Annotated in this window: 24 protein-coding genes and 1 pseudogene; 16 read left to right on the top strand and 9 right to left on the bottom strand. The window is 42.2% G+C overall.

Going from position 1 to position 18,201, the window contains the following annotated elements; genetic code table 11:
* Positions 1-118: 118 nt before the first annotated feature.
* The gene (locus JCM2765_RS04480; protein WP_054734243.1) at positions 119-1,546 is read right to left on the bottom strand and encodes an APC family permease; all 1,428 of its coding nucleotides are present in this window, start codon (positions 1,544-1,546) and stop codon (positions 119-121) included.
* Positions 1,547-1,971: 425 nt separating this feature from the next.
* On the opposite strand from JCM2765_RS04480, the pseudogene argS reads away from it, so the two are divergent.
* A pseudogene (argS, locus tag JCM2765_RS04475) lies at positions 1,972-3,662 on the top strand (arginine--tRNA ligase).
* An 889-nt stretch (positions 3,663-4,551) separates the two neighbouring features.
* Here argS and JCM2765_RS04470 read toward each other — a convergent pair.
* The 7 genes from JCM2765_RS04470 to JCM2765_RS04445 all read right to left on the bottom strand — a co-directional run bounded on the left by JCM2765_RS04470 (position 4,552) and on the right by JCM2765_RS04445 (position 9,738).
* Entirely contained in the window at positions 4,552-5,667 is a 1,116-nt protein-coding gene (locus JCM2765_RS04470) for a site-specific integrase (RefSeq protein WP_054734238.1), read from the bottom strand.
* 244 nt (positions 5,668-5,911) lie between these two features.
* Entirely contained in the window at positions 5,912-6,460 is a 549-nt protein-coding gene (locus tag JCM2765_RS04465; protein WP_054734235.1) for a DUF3800 domain-containing protein, read from the bottom strand.
* Positions 6,439-6,669 carry a DUF3800 domain-containing protein gene (locus JCM2765_RS18975; protein ID WP_156301675.1) on the bottom strand — a complete coding sequence of 77 codons (231 nt, stop codon included), beginning with the start codon at positions 6,667-6,669 and terminating at the stop codon, positions 6,439-6,441. Before JCM2765_RS18975 ends, JCM2765_RS04465 begins: the two co-directional genes overlap by 22 nt.
* 457 nt (positions 6,670-7,126) lie before the next feature.
* Entirely contained in the window at positions 7,127-8,122 is a 996-nt protein-coding gene (locus tag JCM2765_RS04460; RefSeq protein ID WP_054734233.1) for a DUF3644 domain-containing protein, read from the bottom strand.
* Between the two features lie 101 nt (positions 8,123-8,223).
* Positions 8,224-8,712, bottom strand: a complete 489-nt coding sequence (locus JCM2765_RS04455) for a hypothetical protein (RefSeq protein WP_054734230.1) — start codon at positions 8,710-8,712, stop codon at positions 8,224-8,226.
* Positions 8,713-8,838: 126 nt separating this feature from the next.
* The gene (locus JCM2765_RS04450; RefSeq protein ID WP_054734224.1) at positions 8,839-9,318 is read right to left on the bottom strand and encodes a hypothetical protein; all 480 of its coding nucleotides are present in this window, start codon (positions 9,316-9,318) and stop codon (positions 8,839-8,841) included.
* Between the two features lie 3 nt (positions 9,319-9,321).
* On the bottom strand, positions 9,322-9,738 hold the full coding sequence (locus tag JCM2765_RS04445; RefSeq protein WP_054734222.1) for a helix-turn-helix domain-containing protein: 417 nt from the start codon (positions 9,736-9,738) through the stop codon (positions 9,322-9,324).
* 807 nt (positions 9,739-10,545) lie between these two features.
* Here JCM2765_RS04445 and JCM2765_RS04435 point away from each other — a divergent pair.
* Positions 10,546-10,821 (top strand): hypothetical protein, encoded by a 276-nt coding sequence (locus JCM2765_RS04435; protein ID WP_024525100.1) that lies wholly within the window; start codon positions 10,546-10,548, stop codon positions 10,819-10,821.
* A 4-nt stretch (positions 10,822-10,825) separates the two neighbouring features.
* On the opposite strand, the gene JCM2765_RS04430 is transcribed toward JCM2765_RS04435, so the two are convergent.
* Entirely contained in the window at positions 10,826-11,047 is a 222-nt protein-coding gene (locus JCM2765_RS04430) for a hypothetical protein (RefSeq protein WP_054734216.1), read from the bottom strand.
* 69 nt (positions 11,048-11,116) lie between these two features.
* Here JCM2765_RS04430 and JCM2765_RS04425 point away from each other — a divergent pair, with 69 nt between their 5' ends.
* The 14 genes from JCM2765_RS04425 to JCM2765_RS17890 all read left to right on the top strand — a co-directional run bounded on the left by JCM2765_RS04425 (position 11,117) and on the right by JCM2765_RS17890 (position 18,176).
* Positions 11,117-11,344 carry a hypothetical protein gene (locus JCM2765_RS04425; RefSeq protein WP_054734213.1) on the top strand — a complete coding sequence of 76 codons (228 nt, stop codon included), beginning with the start codon at positions 11,117-11,119 and terminating at the stop codon, positions 11,342-11,344.
* A 2-nt stretch (positions 11,345-11,346) separates the two neighbouring features.
* On the top strand, positions 11,347-12,057 hold the full coding sequence (locus JCM2765_RS04420; protein WP_054734210.1) for a Rha family transcriptional regulator: 711 nt from the start codon (positions 11,347-11,349) through the stop codon (positions 12,055-12,057).
* A gap of 12 nt (positions 12,058-12,069) precedes the next feature.
* Positions 12,070-12,327 (top strand): DNA-binding protein, encoded by a 258-nt coding sequence (locus JCM2765_RS04415; protein WP_054734207.1) that lies wholly within the window; start codon positions 12,070-12,072, stop codon positions 12,325-12,327.
* Between the two features lie 159 nt (positions 12,328-12,486).
* Positions 12,487-12,960 carry a hypothetical protein gene (locus JCM2765_RS04410; protein WP_054734204.1) on the top strand — a complete coding sequence of 158 codons (474 nt, stop codon included), beginning with the start codon at positions 12,487-12,489 and terminating at the stop codon, positions 12,958-12,960.
* 1 nt (position 12,961) lies between these two features.
* Positions 12,962-13,177 carry a hypothetical protein gene (locus tag JCM2765_RS04405; RefSeq protein WP_054734201.1) on the top strand — a complete coding sequence of 72 codons (216 nt, stop codon included), beginning with the start codon at positions 12,962-12,964 and terminating at the stop codon, positions 13,175-13,177.
* Entirely contained in the window at positions 13,170-13,442 is a 273-nt protein-coding gene (locus tag JCM2765_RS04400; protein ID WP_054734198.1) for a hypothetical protein, read from the top strand. The genes JCM2765_RS04405 and JCM2765_RS04400 overlap by 8 nt, the downstream gene beginning before the upstream one ends.
* Positions 13,443-13,707: 265 nt before the next feature.
* The gene (locus JCM2765_RS17035) at positions 13,708-13,848 is read left to right on the top strand and encodes a hypothetical protein (RefSeq protein WP_156301674.1); all 141 of its coding nucleotides are present in this window, start codon (positions 13,708-13,710) and stop codon (positions 13,846-13,848) included.
* A 290-nt stretch (positions 13,849-14,138) separates the two neighbouring features.
* Positions 14,139-14,333: a hypothetical protein gene (locus JCM2765_RS04390; protein ID WP_156301673.1), complete on the top strand. Its 195-nt coding sequence runs from the start codon at positions 14,139-14,141 to the stop codon at positions 14,331-14,333.
* Positions 14,334-15,227 (top strand): DUF1351 domain-containing protein, encoded by an 894-nt coding sequence (locus tag JCM2765_RS04385; protein ID WP_054734190.1) that lies wholly within the window; start codon positions 14,334-14,336, stop codon positions 15,225-15,227.
* Between the two features lie 13 nt (positions 15,228-15,240).
* On the top strand, positions 15,241-15,924 hold the full coding sequence (locus JCM2765_RS04380; RefSeq protein WP_054734187.1) for an ERF family protein: 684 nt from the start codon (positions 15,241-15,243) through the stop codon (positions 15,922-15,924).
* Positions 15,917-16,348 (top strand): single-stranded DNA-binding protein, encoded by a 432-nt coding sequence (gene ssb / locus JCM2765_RS04375; protein WP_054734184.1) that lies wholly within the window; start codon positions 15,917-15,919, stop codon positions 16,346-16,348. The genes JCM2765_RS04380 and ssb overlap by 8 nt, the downstream gene beginning before the upstream one ends.
* 14 nt (positions 16,349-16,362) lie before the next feature.
* The gene (locus JCM2765_RS04370; protein ID WP_054734182.1) at positions 16,363-17,079 is read left to right on the top strand and encodes a putative HNHc nuclease; all 717 of its coding nucleotides are present in this window, start codon (positions 16,363-16,365) and stop codon (positions 17,077-17,079) included.
* Entirely contained in the window at positions 17,060-17,806 is a 747-nt protein-coding gene (locus tag JCM2765_RS04365; protein WP_057152353.1) for a hypothetical protein, read from the top strand. The genes JCM2765_RS04370 and JCM2765_RS04365 overlap by 20 nt, the downstream gene beginning before the upstream one ends.
* Before the next feature lies 1 nt (position 17,807).
* Positions 17,808-18,176 (top strand): hypothetical protein, encoded by a 369-nt coding sequence (locus tag JCM2765_RS17890; RefSeq protein ID WP_225351965.1) that lies wholly within the window; start codon positions 17,808-17,810, stop codon positions 18,174-18,176.
* Positions 18,177-18,201: the final 25 nt, after the last annotated feature.

The following is an 18,201-nucleotide window of genomic DNA, read 5'->3' as shown; positions in this document are numbered from 1 at the left end:
CCTCCCGCGGCATCCTTCCACTATACAAAACCAGAATCATTTCACAAACTAAGCACACTTACGCTGGACACAAGCGACAGTAAAAAACCCCCGAAAAACTTCGAGGGTTTCATAGCTCTTAATCTTGTTCCTGATGCCGTTTTCGAACCACACTGTGGCGGTAGCCATAGCTAAAGTAGAAGATCAATCCGATGATCAACCAGATGAAGAAGGCAATCCAAGTGAAGGCCTTTAGTTCCAACATTAAAATGACACACAAGATAAATGAAATGATGGGCAATACCGGGTAGAACGGTACTCGGAAGGCAGAATCAAGTTGGCTAAATTCAGGATTGCGCCGAAGAAAGACGATCCCAATGGAGACCATCGCAAAAGCGAAGAGGGTCCCGATGTTAACCAATTCCGTGATTTTGTCGATAGGGATAATGCAGGCAAAGACACTCCCTAAAATCCCAAATAACCAAGTGTTGGTGACCGGAACGTGGGTTTTAGGGTTCAATTGACTGAATAATTTAGGCATCAAACCGTCACGGCTGATGGCAAAGACCAACCGGGTTCCACCGTAAAGAAAGACGATCAAAACGGTGGTCATCCCAATGACGGCCCCAAGCGAAACAATCCCAGAAACCCAGTCTTGGTGAATAAAATGAAGCGCATAGGCAACGGGATCGGCAACGTTTAAGTGGGTGTATTTAACGATCCCAACTAAAACAACCGAGAGTGCAATGTAAAGCGCTGTTGCCAGTAAAAGGGAGCCGATGATGCCGATTGGCACGTTGCGTTGCGGGTTCTTAACTTCTTCGGCAGCCGTTGAGACCGCGTCAAACCCGATATAGGCGTAAAAGGCAACCGCCGCACCGGAAACGACACCCTTCATCCCAAATGGTAAGAAGGGATTGTAGTTTTCGGGACGGACATAGAAGACACCCACGATAATGAATAAAATGATCACCACGATTTTTAAGATGACCATGATGGCGTTGATTCGAGCGGATTCACGAACCCCACCGATTAGCAAGAACGAAATGATCATGATGATCACAAATGCTGGTAGGTCAAAGAACGCGTGGGGCATCCCCGCCGTGCCATAGGCCGCTCGAAGGGCCTCTGGTAAGTAGAGATGAAAGCCCGCTAAGATGTTTTGGAAGTACGATGACCAACTCGCAGCCACCGCTGACACTGAGAATAAGTATTCTGAGACTAATGCCCAACCCAGTATCCAGGCGATAAATTCGCCGAATACTGCATATATGTATGTATACGCACTACCAGCTAAGGGAATTGTTGATGAAAATTCCGAATAACACAGTGCCGCCAGCGAACAAACAACCGCGGCTAAGATGAAGGCGAGAAAGGCGCCAGGACCAGTGTATTTGGCAGCAATGATCCCCGGGGTGATAAAGATCCCCGCACCAACGATGGCCCCTACGCCCATCGTAATCAAACTAAAAGCAGTTAACGACTTTTCCAACCCAGTTTTCTTAAAGATGTCAGTTTTGATATCTTTGCGTAAAAATAGATTGGCATGTTTCTTTCTATCACTCATTTCAAAGATCCTTTCCAATCGGAATAACACCTAATTTTAATGAGCTTGACAGTTAATGTCAATTAATGGCGGCAAATCGCTGTATTTATGAGAAAATTTTAATCTTAGCGGGACTTGTAACTTCGGGACAGCTGTTATAAACTACTAAAAGTGAGATTACCCTGGGTAGTCGTCGTTCAATGATCAAAGAGGAATTGTGTGGAGAACCATGAGTAGCGAATCTGGCAGGTGGAAGCCAGGTGATGGGCAACGCAAGGCGCGCTTTGTAGAGCGTTTAGTTGAATAGCCTTGAGTGGATAGTTATATCAACAAGAGTGGTACCGCGGGTCGTCTCGTCTCTTACAATGGATCATTGTGGAGAAGGGACTTTTTTTATGCCCACGTCGTCGATACAGAAAATGTCAATTATGAATAGGAGCGCAAACATGGATTACAAACAACTCGTTGCGGATACGTTAGCACCAGCGCTGGCAGATAGTTTGTCAGTTACTGATATTTACCAAAAAATTGAACGGCCTAAGGACTCAGCTAAGGGTGATTACGCCTTTCCAGCCTTTACCTTAGCCAAGATCTTCAAGAAGGCCCCACAACAAATTGCTGCGGACATCGTTGATCAAATCGATACGACTCAGTTTGACAAGGTGGAAGTTGCCGGCCCTTACGTAAACTTCTTCTTGGACAAGGCGAACTTTAGTGCTGACATTTTAACTCAAGTGTTAACTGAAGGTGCCGATTACGGTCAAAACGAAAACGGCAACAACGGTAACGTGCCAATTGACATGTCATCACCTAACATTGCCAAGCCAATCTCAATGGGGCACTTGCGGTCAACCGTTATTGGGAACTCGATTGCTGAGATTCTGAAGAAGAACGGTTACAACCCAATCAAGGATAATCACTTGGGTGACTGGGGAACGCAATTTGGGAAGTTGATCACCGCCTACCTGAAGTGGGGCAACGAAGAAGACGTTAAGAAGGACCCAATTTCAAACTTGGTCAAATACTATGTTAAGTTCCATAAAGAAGACGTTGAGCACCCAGAATTGGATGACGAAGCCCGTGAATGGTTCAAAAAGTTGGAAGATGGCGACGAAGAAGCACACCACCTTTGGGCTTGGTTCCGTGAAGAATCATTGAAGCCTTCAACGCCATTTACGACAAGTTGGGGGTTAAGTTTGACACTTACAATGGTGAAGCGTTCTACAACGATAAGATGCAAGCCGTTGTTGATGAATTAAAGGCAAAGGACTTACTTCACGAATCACAAGGTGCCCAAGTGGTTGATTTGAGCAAATACGACTTGAACCCAGCCTTGATCTTGAAGAGTGACGGTGCTTCCCTTTACATTACACGGGATATTGCAACGGCCGTATACCGTGATAAGACTTATCACCCAGCCATGAACCTCTACGTTGTTGGTTCAGAACAAATGTACTACTTCAAGCAATTGAAGGCCGTATTGACTGAAATGGGCTTAGCTTCAGCTAAGGACTTACACCACATTCCATTTGGTTTGATCACCGTAGATGGTAAGAAGTTGTCAACTCGTTCAGGCCGGATCATCTTGTTGGACGAAGTGTTGGATGATTCCATCGAAATGGCCAAGAAGCAAATTGCCGAAAAGAACCCTGATTTACCTAACAAGGACGAAGTTGCGAAACAAGTTGGGGTCGGTGCTATTATCTTTGGCGATTTGAAGAATGAACGGATGAACAGTATCGACTTTAACTTGGCTGATCAATTGAAGTTCGAAGGTGAAACTGGCCCATACGTTCAATATGCACACGCCCGGGCAGAAAGCATCTTGCGGAAGGCTAGCGACGTGACGATTCCAGAAACCGGCGCGAAGTTATCCGACCCAGAAGCTTGGGAAACGGTTAAGGCTTTGGCTGACTTCCCAGATACGGTTGTCACTGCCTTGAAGGAATTCGAACCATCTGACATCGCCAAATACTCGATTCGTTTGGCAAAAGCCTTCAACAAGTACTATGCACATTCTAAGATTTTGGCTGACGATGCTGAAAAGCCAGCGCGTTTGGCTTTGGTTAAGAGTGTCTCAACTGTTTTGAAGGAAGCACTGCGTCTATTGGGCGTTGAAGCACCTAACGAAATGTAATTTAAGATTGAACTTACGAAAGCGAACTGGCTTGGGCTGGTTCGCTTTTTTGTTGTCGTTTGTGTCCAGCGTAAGTGTTGGGTGCGATTTGGGGGGAAGGCTGTTTGTCGTCGCTTCGCTCGCCAAAGCCGCGTTGAAAAGCGCTCGTTCAGGCTACAAAATTCGGCGCCACTTAAACTGTCATTCCCAGGGCTCCTGACATTGCAGGAACTTGTCAACCACGTGCTTTCTGGCCACCACGCCGAATAGTTCTGCACGAGACTGAGAGCTGCATGCAAGGCAACATCGGTAAACCCGCCAGGCCCGGGCGCCTTCACCGATGTTACCTTGCACACTGCTCTCAACCCGCCTCGCTCCGCACACTTACGCTGGACACAAGTGACAGCAATAATCCATCCTCATTATAAGACACCATGATTAATAAAATAATTCTAACCAATGATGCACAAGGGCCGTTAAGCCAGTTGAATTCTGTGAAGCTCATCAATTTTAACCACCGATTACCGAGTATTGGTTAGGACGTTATCCATTTTAAGATGAATTTTTATGAAAATAATAACGTTAGGGTAGAAATTGGCCTAGGGTGGGATTGTTAGTGAATAAAACGACTGTCGAATTGTGATCACTAAATTGATATTCAATATGTTTTGAATACTTATTTAAAAAGGTGCTTTCAATTCATTTTTAATTTTGCTATTCCGTTGATATAAAACTAACTGGAACGAATTAGAACGAAAATCCCGGTATAATAGGATTCTCGTTCTTGATAAAATCAATTAAAACTAACTAAAACGAAACTCGTGTGACCATCTGTGACCATTTGGCCTTATTTTAGGCCTAAAAATGTAAGCGACAAATTTATAATATTTTTCGCATTACCCAAGTTGAGCTAATGCATTGACCGCTTTAGCAGCTTCCACATGCTGGTCGGCCTGAAGCAGATGGGCGTAAACTCGCATCGTAACGTTTGGATTTTTATGCCTAGTCGTTGAGACACATACGGGATTGAAACGCCCCTACCAAGCAAAAATGAAGCGTGAGTGTGTCTTAGACCATGGTAGGTGATCTTCTTGGTGATCTCAGCGTCTTTCAAGATGGACCGCAGATAATCTTCAATGGAGTTGCCCCACGAAGCAGAGTAGGTGGGGGAGCTACAAATCAGATTAAGTTCGTTTTGCCGAAGCGCTTGCCAAAACATCAATTGCTGGCGTGGACGATACTTTTTGAGTTGCTCAATGAGTTGATTATCCACGTCAATGATCCGAGTCGATTGTCGGTTCTTAGTTGGACCGAATGGGGCAGATAAATCACGAGTGAAAGTTTTGTTGATGTTGATGGTACGCTCGTGGAAATCAACATCTTTCCAAGTCAATCCAGAGACCTCCGCTAAACGGGCGCCGGTTTTAATCGCAATCAGAATCGACATGGCCCGAAAGTCGGGTTCGGGTGAGTTCAGTATCTCGATGACCTTAGCTGTTAATTTATTAGCATCATGGAGCTCCAGATACTTCTCTGAGGCTGGTTTACTTGGACGACCTGACGCTACCGTGTTGACAGTAAAATCACGGTTAATAGCACCGTCAGCAAGGGCACTTTTAACTACCGCTCGGATAGTGATGCTGATAGCGTGACAGGTCTGTTTAGCCCTGGTCTCACCAATTGTATTGAGAAACTTTTGATACTCCATCCGGGTAACATCTGCAATCGGCATGGCGCCGAAGTACTTGCGAATCAACTTACCAGTCGATACGTAGTTTCGTTTGGTGCCATTACGGATAACTGGCTCCTTGTAAGTTGAATACCACTCATCGTAATAATCGGCTAGGGTGTAGTCCTTGGAATGGGGGACGTACCCAGTTTGGAGTAGTCCCTCTAGATCACTAGCCCAAGCAACGGCATCCTTTTTCTTCTTGAACGTTGCGGTCTCAAAGTCACGAGTGCCATCTTGAGTGAGGTATCCAACTCGAACACGCCATGAGTTACCACGTTTAGTAATACTTGCCATAATTTAATTTTCTCCTTTAATGCGCAGAGCAGGCAACATAAAGGATTGTGGCATCACCTCCTTTCAGGTATGATAGTAAAAAGGGCGTACTTCGCCTGTATATGTATTTGAACGTATTCCAAACTTGGCGGGGAGGGGTACGTTTTTTTATTTGACCAAGATTATTAAATCGTATATGATGGTACTGAAGGCAGGGTCTAGGGTCAAAAACCTGGTAATGGCATGTGAATGCACCCGGCTTTTTTTAGCTACCACAAAAACAATATGAATAATCAAAGATTTCGCCTGAGTTATTTTGTGGAAAATTTTTCTTGATTAATGTCGACCACTCTTTGTCTTGATGTTCAACGGCTCGCCAAAGTGCACCAACTGTAAAGTCAACTAACTGAAGACCAAAGGTGAATTCTGAATCTGCAAAGTTAATTGTAGGTGAAAAGTTTGTACGATTGAAAACTTTCAAATTTTCAGCTTTTGAATTCAGTGCATCTTGGTAGGAATTGTATATTTTTCGATCGTGCGTTTTCCCCATACTATCAATCATAGTAATTATTTTGGAACTGTGCCGGGTGGTATTAATAAATGTAGCCAGTTCTGTGAGGATTGTTTCAAAGCCTAATTGATAAACGTCATCTTTGCTTTCGACAATTTGTCGACCAAACAAATCAACTTTATTTATCTGAGCACCAAATAATTTTACATTGCTGGACGCTATCAAATGATAAACATCACTTTGGAGGCTGGCTTTTAATGCAGCGCGATCTTGCGCAGATTCTAGTTCTTGTCTGAAGGACAACTTTTTAGATTTGATTTCAGTTCAATTTGTGTATCCTTTAAGTACAACTTTTTGATATTTGTGTAGTCAGTAAATAAAGACTCCAATTCTTCATTATCAACTAAAAGGCCGCACATGATAAAATAATTAGGATTTCCGTCATTTGGGTCAGTTTTAGGAATTACACGTTTTTGAGGTGTCCCTGCCTCATCGATGTATAGAATACTCATTAGAACGGAAGGCTATCGTCTATATCCATTTCTTTAGCATTTTCGGGTTCCGATACCAATCCATATGATTTAAAAACTGTTTGGGATCCGCAAAGGGGACAATGGACCGCTTCAATTGATATAGAAATTGTTGAATTATCGCAATGATTATTTGTACACGTATTTATGAGTGGTGCACCACAATAGATGCAAAATTCGTTTTTTCCTAGTTCTGGTTGACACTCTTTTCCACAATTTAGACAATGCTTTAATGCTTCCAACTGTTTAATCTCCTTTTTTAATCACACATCGACTTTCTTGGCGGGAGGGCGATGTGTTTTTTTAGATAATTATAGTTGACCGTAGCGGTAACTACGGTATAAAATGTACTTAAGATAACTTGTGATGGACATGGCTGGGTTCCCGAATGGGAGTAGGCGTAAGGCTTAGAATTCCTTTGCCCCTGGGGTTATCTTTTTTATTTTTTGATATTAATTCCAGTCTTAAGATTCTGAATAATATGTTCAGGATCTTTTTTTATTTCCTCTATAATAAAGTCTACGACTTTAGTAGAATATGAATATCGGTTGCCAATTGTTATATGGTAAGTGTATTTGGGTTTTGATTTGATGTTATAGAATTTGTTGAATAGTTGAAAATCGTTTGTTGTGAACTTTACAGTTTGCGATCCATCCTTATATTTCTTTGTAATTAATATTTTATCCTTTTTCAATCTTTTATTGACGAGTGCTATAACTCTTGCATTTGTTAAAGGATGAGTAGAATTAGGATCCTTGATTTCTTTAACAATTTGAATTTTTGGATCTGCTTTGTTATCGATTTGGACTTTTAAATCTGCATCTTTTTCATTTTTAGTAATAAAAAAAGTGGTCTTAACGGGAATTGCAAAAGACTCGTTCTGTTCTTCAACTTCTCCTGCAATTTTATTTCTTTGCATAATTAATCGTTCAGCAACTTCTGGAGTATATTTTGCTCTGATCTCAACGTCTGATAGCTTATCTACCCTTAGATTTAAGCTTAAAAAGTTGTTTGCAATAAAGTTAGTTACATCAATGTTATGAAGCTCGTTTATTTTATTTGCATAGTTAATAACACACGCTTGAAATAGTGGGGCATAGATGGATTCATAATCTTCTGTAACAAAATGAGTACTTGTATTTCTTAACTCGACAATTTTTTCTAAGTTTATTCTTAACGGATCTTTATCATTAGTAAAGATCTTTTTTATTGTTTCCTCAAGTGAAATAGTTCTATCTGGGTGATTTTTAAAGTATATCGATTGCTCACCTTTTGAATTGATTAAATAAGCCTTTAACATTAACTCCCAAGCGTTACATATAAAAAAGCTAAAGCCTTCAATTCGATATTTTATTGTTGGCTTATTAAATATTTCAATGCCCATAATAAACGCTTCAACACTTTTATTAACTAACCGCTTTGATAAATCCTCCAACAAATTCACTTCTTTCTAATTTAAGCACTTTATTTTTTGTATCTATTCCCACCGCCAGAATTGGACTGGCACACGCGTCACCAGAGTGGGAGATGGGGCAGTTATTTAAAACTCAGGACAATGTTACTAATTGCAGGGGATACTTCTTCATAAGTATCGGTGTTAGCTGTATTACTTAGTTTAACGGTTAACTTACTAATATTTTTATCAGTTGCGCCTTTAAGTAAACCGTTAGCTTCAAAATCGGATGTGGCGTTAGGTTGAATGGTTGAGCCAATACCGGAATCCTGTAAACCAGCGTTTGCGTTTAGTTGTTGGCCGGTATTAGTAACAACGCTGTCGATTCCATTAGTTTGAACTTCTTTAGAACCATTATTTTTGGCCGTCCAATTAATCTGAACTACAAAGTAAGGATCATTAACACCAGATGCGCCAAAATATGTGGTTGCTATCTTTTTGGCATCGGCATTTTTAGGCTTCATACTGTATATTTTAATATTAGAAAAAGTAACTGTAAGATCACCTTGTTTAGCTTGTTTGTTGAGAGTTGTAACTTTTTTCAAAGTTCCATTAGCATCAAAATCGGACATATATTTCCATTGACCAACTTTTTCAGGACTACCATTGGTTACTTCCTGATTAGCCGAAGTTTTCTTACTTGAACTGGCAACAACCTTTGAGCTCTTTTTTGCGCCGATCAGTCTGTTGGGCGTAGACTAGTTTGCAATGAAATCATCGTCATCAAGTGAAATATCTAGAACTTGATTAGCCACAAGTCCTGCGGTATAAACGTATTTTTCAGGTACGTGGTATTGTTCACAAAATTTTAAAATATTAAATTGGGACGATTCTATACCAGCCAGGTTAAGATAATCCATTATCATTAGATAAAAGCCGCCACGATCTGCACGGCCTTCAATCTTCGTATTGCTAACATAGGTGCTTTCAATAAGTGGGTTAGCCGAATCGTCAACTAAACAGTGGATTAATTCATGAGCCTTAATTCGTTCTGGATACTCAGTATTTGAGTTGATGAACATGGTGTTGGTGTAAGGGAGAGAAAAACCATATACGCGATTTGGCAAACTGGAAGAATATTGGAAACTGATTCCATAATGCTTAATCAGCTGATCCAGATTGTAATTTTGTAAGGAATCAATATCAGCAAGTGCCTCACTTAACGTGTCAAATAGCATATATTAATCGTCCCCGTTCTCACCACTATCGTCTAGCTCCATATTACTGTACTTCTTAAGCCGTTCACGGCCTTCAGTAGATTGTAGGTATGTGGAGATAAGTGCACGAAGGGCGGCACGGTCTGAATCAGTTAATTCACCATCACGGTCAGTCAACATAGCGGTTCCGTCTAGAAGCTCTTCTATGTTGACTTTTTGAACATCATTTGTAGTAGACTTTGATTCATCTTGACTACCTAATAAGGTCTCAGCGGAAACGCCTAGTACGTTCGCAATCTTTTTTAGTGTATCGATGGAAGGACTCTTTCCCTTGTTATATTGGTAAATAACATTTTTGCTTAGTCCAGCCGAGACAGCGACTTGTTGTAAGTTCATACCACGATTTTTGGAATATTTTTTTATGTTGTCAAACACTGACATAGCAACGGTCTCCTTGGTTTGATGAACACAAAAATAACAGCTAAGGTGTAAAAGGTGTTGATATTTTTTACACCTATGGTATTATAGATTCATCAAGTAATTAAGCAACAAAAAACCAACAGCTTCATAACGTAACTTTGGTGAAGAACGGTTGAAGTATAGGGATTTTATAGCTTATTTCGTATGCACTTATTTTACAGCATTGCTGTAAAAAATGCAATAACTTGATGAATAAATTACGGAAGGGAAGTGAAATTAAAAAAGTCATCTCATAAGAGATGACCAAATTGTTTACTAGATATTTACCAAATGCACCAGAATTATTAATAAGTTTAGAAGTGTTCTTGAATGCAGAGAGAGCTGATGTATCGATCGTTGCATTCTTCATTACATCAGCTTCTTTCATAATTGAAGTCTTATTAAAGCCCTTGATCAGATCGTTGTTCTTGGAAACAGCGTTCATCAGTGCAGATGTCAGTATAGTGTTATCACCAAGGTATTTAAACCTAGGTTTCTAGAAATTTCTAACTAGCTCAGCATATCTTTTCAACCTTAGTTAAAGGCTGTCGGGCGCTCGTGTGGATTATTGATGTCAGTCACCACCTATGCGTTGCACCTTCACAACTCTTTGAAACGTGTTGTGCTTGGCTCAGGGTTGCCGTGCTGATAAATCAGTTTAGGTTTTCCTTGAATTCACCCGATTCAGGTCGATTATTGCTAATCGAGTGGGCAAGTCTAGTAAACAGATCAATTATAGCAGAGTTGATTAACTTATTCATTAATAAATTACGGAAAGGAAGCAAAAATATGATTGGAAATTTTAATGCTATTAATTTGAAACAAATGTACGAACGGCTTAGCCAAGATGAAGATGTTTTATCTCTAAAGCAAAAGTACGATTCAGAAAAAAGATGTCGTGCCATTGCAACGTTTGCATTAAGTCGAGCCCAAACATTTGAAGAAGCACGAATGATCAGCGGAATCATCGCCACAACCGAAAACGATACTGATAGTTCTACTGAAATCATCATAAACGAAGCACTTAAACAAAAAGTGCCCTCCGAATTATACGGAAAGCACTAAGAAACTAGAGCTTGATAATTGAAGTTGCTTTCTTACCAGCGGCCATTAGTTTAGGTGTGTTTGAACGGCGTTGATCAATGTTTTCAATGACGACATCACTTAGCGTACTTGTAAATTGTTCGTTATTGAAAAGGGCGTATAGGGCAGATACAAGTTTTTCATCGATTTGTACACCGGACTCTTTTAAAGCAGACGTAATTGTTTTTTCAGAGATTGCATGCTTCATTTAGATTCACCTCGATTAATTGGACTATCTAAATTATACCGTAATAAATTACGAAAGGGGGGAGTAAAAATGCCAGAACAAACAATTGATAAAGCCGCATTGGAAATCGAATTGCAATATGTGACTGCACTAAAGCGTCATGGATTATCTCAAAAAGCCATGGCAGCGTTACTTACTACTCAGGAAGAAAAAGTGGCACCATCGCAAGTTAACAGGGCCGTCAAAGGTGGTAATGAGCCCAAATCAAGACGGATTCGTTCACAAATGGCAAAGATTTTAGGAATTCAGGAGGATTAACCATGAATGATTTAGTAATCATGAAAGACAAACAAGCAGTTACCAGTAGCTTGCAGGTAGCTGAAACGTTTGAGAAGGAACACAAAAATATCATGAGAGACATTGATAAGCTACTGGAATCTGGTGGCTCAAAATTGAGCCGCGAGATGTTTGCCACAGGTGCTTATGAGAATCGTGGTAAGCAATATCCAATGTATTACATGAACCGCGACGGATTTACCTTGTTAGCAATGGGTTTCACAGGGGACAAGGCACTTCAATTCAAGCTCAAGTACATCGATGCTTTCAATGCCATGGAAGAGACTCTCATTGGATTACCAATGGAAAAAATTGATCCCGTGAAGCAGGCGGAGATCGAAATGACTAAGGCCAAGACACATCAAGCTAATGCACTTTACCGAATTGCAATGAAGACTGAATCTCATTCATCTCAGCAATCAATTTTGGCTCGTGCAGCCGAATCCATCACCGGCGAAATGACGATCCCAATCATGAAGGACAAAGAGTTTTCGGCGGGGCAAGTTGGTGAGCAATTAGGTATCTCAGCCAATATGGTTGGCCGAATTGCAAATCGAATTGGTTTGAAGGCTGAACAGCCCGGTCAAAACGAATACGGTCGCTGGTCAAACAGTAAATCGCAACACTCTGATAAGGAAGTTGCGCAGTGGTTATACACCGAAGCTGGTTTAAAGCTGATTGATACTAATCGGTAGGCAGGTGATCACATGTCATTCGAAGCGGAATTGCACGACCTGTTTCAGCAGGCATATCTCAAAGGTGTCGAAGATGGTAAGCAAATCACGACCATCGACGACCGACTATTAAACCGCGAAGAGATGGCAGCCGAAGTCTTGGCTGTATCACCTGATACGGCGGACAAGGTTTTACTTCAAAAGGACTTCCCCCACATCATGGTTGGAAGCCGAAAAAAATATTCCCGGCCAGCGGTGCGGGAATGGATCAAAAATCACCAAGAAATTTAAATAAGTGCAGAGCAGGCGACTTGAAAGGGTGATTAGATGTTAACTGAAATCTGGCAATGGTTTAGCTGGACGGTGGTTTGTGTGGGAGCGGGTTACTTGCTTAACAGCATGATCCACCATCCACACGATTGGTTTGATTAGTTTAAGGAGGAAAAGTTAATGAAGGATAAAGAATTACTATCGGCGCTTAAAGAACAGGGCTATGCATTCACAACGGCGGATGACATGTACACGGTGCGTAAAACACCAGCAAACGATCCAATCATGTGGATTAGCAGAACGGAGCCATACTCATTGGACACTCGGCACGTTGAGCTGGAAAAATTGAACGCGGATGCTATCGACGAACTGTTGGATGTGGTAATGGACTACATTGTGACACCACTCGCTGAACGGCGAGATGAACCACGATTTATGGTAAAGGTATGGCGTGACTATTCTAATTGGTTAAATGTTAGTCGTTATACCGGAGGCTTAATTTTAAGCAACGATACCGAAACCGATGAATATCAAACGAGTTTCACAAAATCGGAGTATGAAGCCTTGCGGAAAAACAATACTGAGTACGCGCCTTATTTACCACCATTTAACAGAGCTGATCCAAGGTTTGAGATGGTCAAGGATGGTGATTAGGATGATTAAATTCATGATCCCGGTTCCCGGAAAGTTCCAACCATCCGAATACGGTGTGAGTCATTACTGTATCGATAAAAAGGGTAATCTTGCCATCTGTGGTATTAAGGCCCCGGCGTACATTAAGCGACGTTACAGTTTTAAGTTTACCAGCGAGTTAGCTCAACAATACGGGCTCTATGAATTGCCACGAGAGGTTGGTGATTCTGATGACTAAAGCCGAAATTTTAGCTAAGTTTGCCGCTGGCTTTGAGGTTGGTGACAAACCTTACCAGGACAACTTGGTTGTTGATGATATTAACACAACGGACGATGAGTTAAGACTGTGGGCATACGATGCTAACTTTTTCCAACTGATTTTACCAAGTGGAAAAAACAATATAAACGGCAGGTTGTTGAGCAAGTTCTATGTAGCCGCCGAGTTCAAGAAAGTAATTTGGCTATTTTTATCGACGGTGTTCAGATTAGAAAGCGTGATTTGAATGGCTAAACTCATGATCCCCAAAATTTATACATGCGTTCGCTTTAGCCATAGCGGAACCACAATCACCGAAAATGATGGTCGCTGGTACAGGACTAAAAGTGCAGCGCAAGAACGATGTGATGCGCTTAACTTCTTGTACCAGTGCAACGAATACGCCGTGGTGGTTGCCGACAACTGGCAACTCGCTAATCAGTGATGCTGGTACTGATCTTAATTTTCGTTCTGGCGGCAGTGCTAGAACAACTTAATAGGAGGAATTAACAATGCATGATGATTACAAAAAGTATCTAATTCGACAACTTGAAAGTCTGGACTCAGTGACTGATGGGGCAACCCCAGCCCAGCGACCGGCTATTGCTCAGGCGACATTAGCCATTGTAACGGCGCTTAACAGCAATCGTTGACAAATTTATTGCTTACGGCATCAAGAATGTTGAAATCGAAGAACCGATTGAAGATGAGGAGGTGTAGTGCATGATTCACACGCGAACTTATAGTGACTTGGTTTTTAAGGCCAAGCGTCACAGTTGGTTGTGGCGATTATTTCACAGCACGAAAAAAGCCAGCTATCGCAAGTAGCTGACTCGAACAAATATATTTCAGGTGAATTATACCACGAAAGGATAAGCGAATGAATGCAAACAGATTATTAAGTGAAAAATCAGTTGTGAGCTTTAGACATCGGGTTAATTTTTTGACCGAAATGATTGGTCAAATGCCACTCAGTGAAGTTGGACCATTGCGGCGCGGGTTCGAGTTACTCGATGAGGCCAAGGAAGAGTTACTGGTGGCCGAGAATGATCGGCTTAGCAATGATGAGATTGATCGGCTATACAGCATCAGCGACGAGCTTGTTGCTTGGTCACCCAATTTGGAGGCGGAAGAATAAATGGCTACAAACGAGCTTATAGCATTTGAACCAAGTATTGAGGTCAATCCTACCCCAATCAAGATTAACAACCTAGAGCAGCTTGAAATGGCTGTAAACGGGGTAGTAACTAAGTATGGCCAAGACTTTGTAGTAACAACGGATAATGTGGCCGACACGAAGAAAATGCGGGCCAACATCAACAAGATTGCTAAGTCAATCAACGATAAGCGGCTAGAGACGGATCGTCAATACAAAAAGCCTATGGCCGAATTCGACGATCTCATGAAAGGACTAGGCGATAAGGTCAAAAATCTTCTTGATCCGCTTGATAGCAAGATTGAAGAAGTTGAGACACAAGAGCGTCAAGCACGGTATGACTCGGTCAAGGCTGAAATCGCAGAGATGGCGCCTAACTATGGGGTTTCCGTGACGGATATTGAAGTGCAACCGGGGTGGCTGCTTAAGTCACTCAGCCACAAAAAGCTGCTGGAGCAGATTGCCGAAGCCATGACGCAATTGCGCAAGGATCGCAATCAACGGGCCACCGATATCCAGACCGTGCGCATGTACGCAGATCAATTAGAACTGGAATCAAGCGGCTGGGCGGCGCTGATTAGCAAGGGAGAACCCGTTTCTGACATTCTGGCTGAGATGGATGCAGCAGCTACTAAGCGCGATAAGGAACGTCAGCAAAAGGCTGAAAAGGCCAAGGCGGCTAAGGAGGCACAAGCGGCCATTGATGCCACTCACCAGGTTAAACAGGGTGATGAAACCATCGACACAGATACCGGCGAAGTTGTACCACAAACGATCACAGTCAAGCTGACTGGGACGCACAAAGCTCTCGGACAGGTATGGGCTGGAGCCAAGCAATTAGGTATCAGAATTGAACTGGTTGATAAGGAGAATTAATTAGGAGGAAGTCATGGAAAAAAGCGAATCAATTAAAAATTTGGCCACCAGCATGGCACAATTCCGTAAGAATTTACTCAAAGCACAGCCAAGTAAAGACGGAAAAAGCCATTATGGGAATTATGTGACTTTGGAAGACTTAACCGCTGCAGTAGATAGGGCATTGCCAGAGTCGTTAGGCTATACGCAGGAAGCGACTAGCGATCCTAATGGTGTCTATATTACGACTATGCTGTTTGATGCTAGTGGCGAGTACATTATTTACAATCCGCTTAGCATGCCAGTACAGCGTAAAGACGCGCAGGCATTCGGCTCTGCTGAAACTTATGCACGACGATATAGCTTATCAGCAGCGTTCGGCGTATCCGCGTCTAAAGATGACGATGGACAACAAGCAACTAAAGCGGCTCCTAACAACCGTACGGCACAACAACCAGCTCATAGAAATAACGGGACACAACAAAACAATCGTCAACCCCTGCCTGTAACTAAACAGCAGGCCACAACACTTAATGGATTGTTTGAGGCAATGAGTAAGGCAGCAAGCGCCCCAATTGAAGCTGTTAGAAACGGTTATCTGGAAAAATTCAATGTTAGCCAGGTCAACGATTTGACGCATGATGGTGCTAACCAACTGATCAGCTTAGTGACTGCTCAATTAAAAAAACAAAGTGAGAAGGGGAATTCAAATGATTAATCGAGTAGTTTTGACTGGACGACTAACCCGTGATGTGGAATTGCGGTATACGCAAGGCGGTGCTGCTGTAGCTACTTTCAATCTGGCCGTTGATCGGCGGTTCACCAACCAACAAGGTGAGCGCGAAGCTGATTTTGTTAGTTGTGTTATCTGGCGTAAGTCGGCAGAAAACTTTGCTAACTTCTTCCACAAAGGATCCCTGGTCGGTATTGAAGGCCGTATTCAAACACGTAACTATGAAAATCAGCAAGGCCAACGCGTATACGTCACAGAAGTTATTGTTGAGAATTTCTCGTTCTTGGAATCAAAAAGCTCTACTGGTAACGGTAGTTATCAAAATAATCGGCCGCAAAATAATACAAGTGATCCGTTTGCTAATAACGGTGGCTCAGTCGACATTACCGATGATTCGTTACCGTTCTGATTTGAGGTGATTAAATGCAGCGGTCACGATCAAAATACTTTGAGCGTAATGGCAAGTCATACTTGTTAGTTGAGCTTGACCAAAAGCCAAATTTAGACCATATCGAGACCGTTAGCAGTTCACGTGACCAACTTTACCTGGATTGGGAACTAGCCGATACACGCAAAGCTAGGCCACAACAACGGCGTCTATTCTTTGCCCTGCTAAATGATATTGCCGATTGCTTCGTGGTGCCACAAGACTTCCTGAAAGCAATGTTTTATGGCCAATATCGTGAGTATACCAACGGTAATGAGATTAGCCTGTCAGACACGACAGAATCGTCTGTGAGCGACGCTAACGTGTTACTCGACCTAGTTATCGACTTCATGTTTACGTGGCGTGTACCGTTCAAACAAGGCTATGAATTGCTACCGAGAGAGCAAGAGTATTACCAATATCAGTGTTGCCGCCATCGTCGGTGCATGGTGTGTGGCCGTGAACGTTCGGATATTAACCACGTTGATACAGTTGGATCTGGCCGCGATCGGAATAATCTTGACCATACGCAACTACGAGTTAACTGTTTGTGTCGTGAGCACCATACAGAATGGCACAAAATCGGGCCGACAGCGTTTGGCAAGAAGTATCACATTCCAGTTACTGGGATCAGGTTGGACGAAGAAACGTTGAGAAAAATTGGAGTTAGAGGAAATTACCGAGGTGAAACAAATGGGAAATCTATTAATTAGTGAGCCACCGTTACAGGTTTTACCGTCGTTAGCAGTCAAAGTTGGATTGAATGAGGCAATCGTTCTTCAGCAATTTCATTACTGGTTGCAGCGCTCAAACAATATACGGGACGGCTATAAGTGGATTTACAACAGCTTTCCTAATTGGAATAAGCAATTTCCCTTTTGGGGATTAAATACGCTTAAGCGTGCAGTAACTGGGTTGGAGAAAGATGGCTACCTTATTACGGCAAATTATAATAAGGCCGGTTTCGATAGAACCAAATGGTATCGCATTGATTACAGTAAATTGGACATGAGCCGACCGTCGACCCAAAATGGGCCGACGAATGGACCAAAATGGGTCGATGGAACGGCCCAAAATGGGTCTACCAATACCAATAGACTACCAGAGACTACTACAGAGATTACAAAAGAGAATAGTGCAGCTGTCGCTGCACATTCCTCAATTGAGTCTGACTTTGAGGAAATCTGGTCAGCTTATCCCAACAAAAAGGGAAAGAAGCAAGCTTTTAACCATTACAAAGCTTGGCGTAAAAAATCAGCAAAGCATTCCAACGATTATCTTTTCACTCAGCTAAAATTGTACAAGCAATATATTGCTCAAAATAAAGATTGGTATCGCCCTATGGATGGATCAACATGGTTCAACGGCCGGTTTGATGATGAGTATCAAGTATCGACTGAACAAAAACATGAGGGCCGCGAGTATTGGACGGGAGGCTAACATGGAGCACGTTACTTTTGACCAGGGATATATTCAGCGGCTAGCCAATGCCCACCATGTTGACCTGAACCACTTACCCACTAAGAAAGAATTAGATCGTAAGACGGCCGAACAAGCAGCTCAACAATTGAAACGGGACAAAATGGCCCGGTACTATAGCTACTCGGTTTGGTCCGGCAACATACCGCTCAAATTCTCGTTTGGCAACTGGGATATTGCTAAACAGGACAATCCACACTTAGCTAAATCGCTAGGCAAAAAAGCATTCGTGTTGGCTAAGCAATTAGAAAACCAAAACTTCAATGTGGCTATGATGGGTGATCGTGGCGTTGGTAAAACGTCTTTAGCACTAGCTATGTTGGACACCTGATGAGCCATGGACGTAGTGGCATGTT

Source organism: Secundilactobacillus similis DSM 23365 = JCM 2765 (assembly GCF_001311075.1).
Classification (GTDB): domain Bacteria; phylum Bacillota; class Bacilli; order Lactobacillales; family Lactobacillaceae; genus Secundilactobacillus; species Secundilactobacillus similis.
This window is presented reverse-complemented; position numbering and strand designations above follow the sequence as displayed.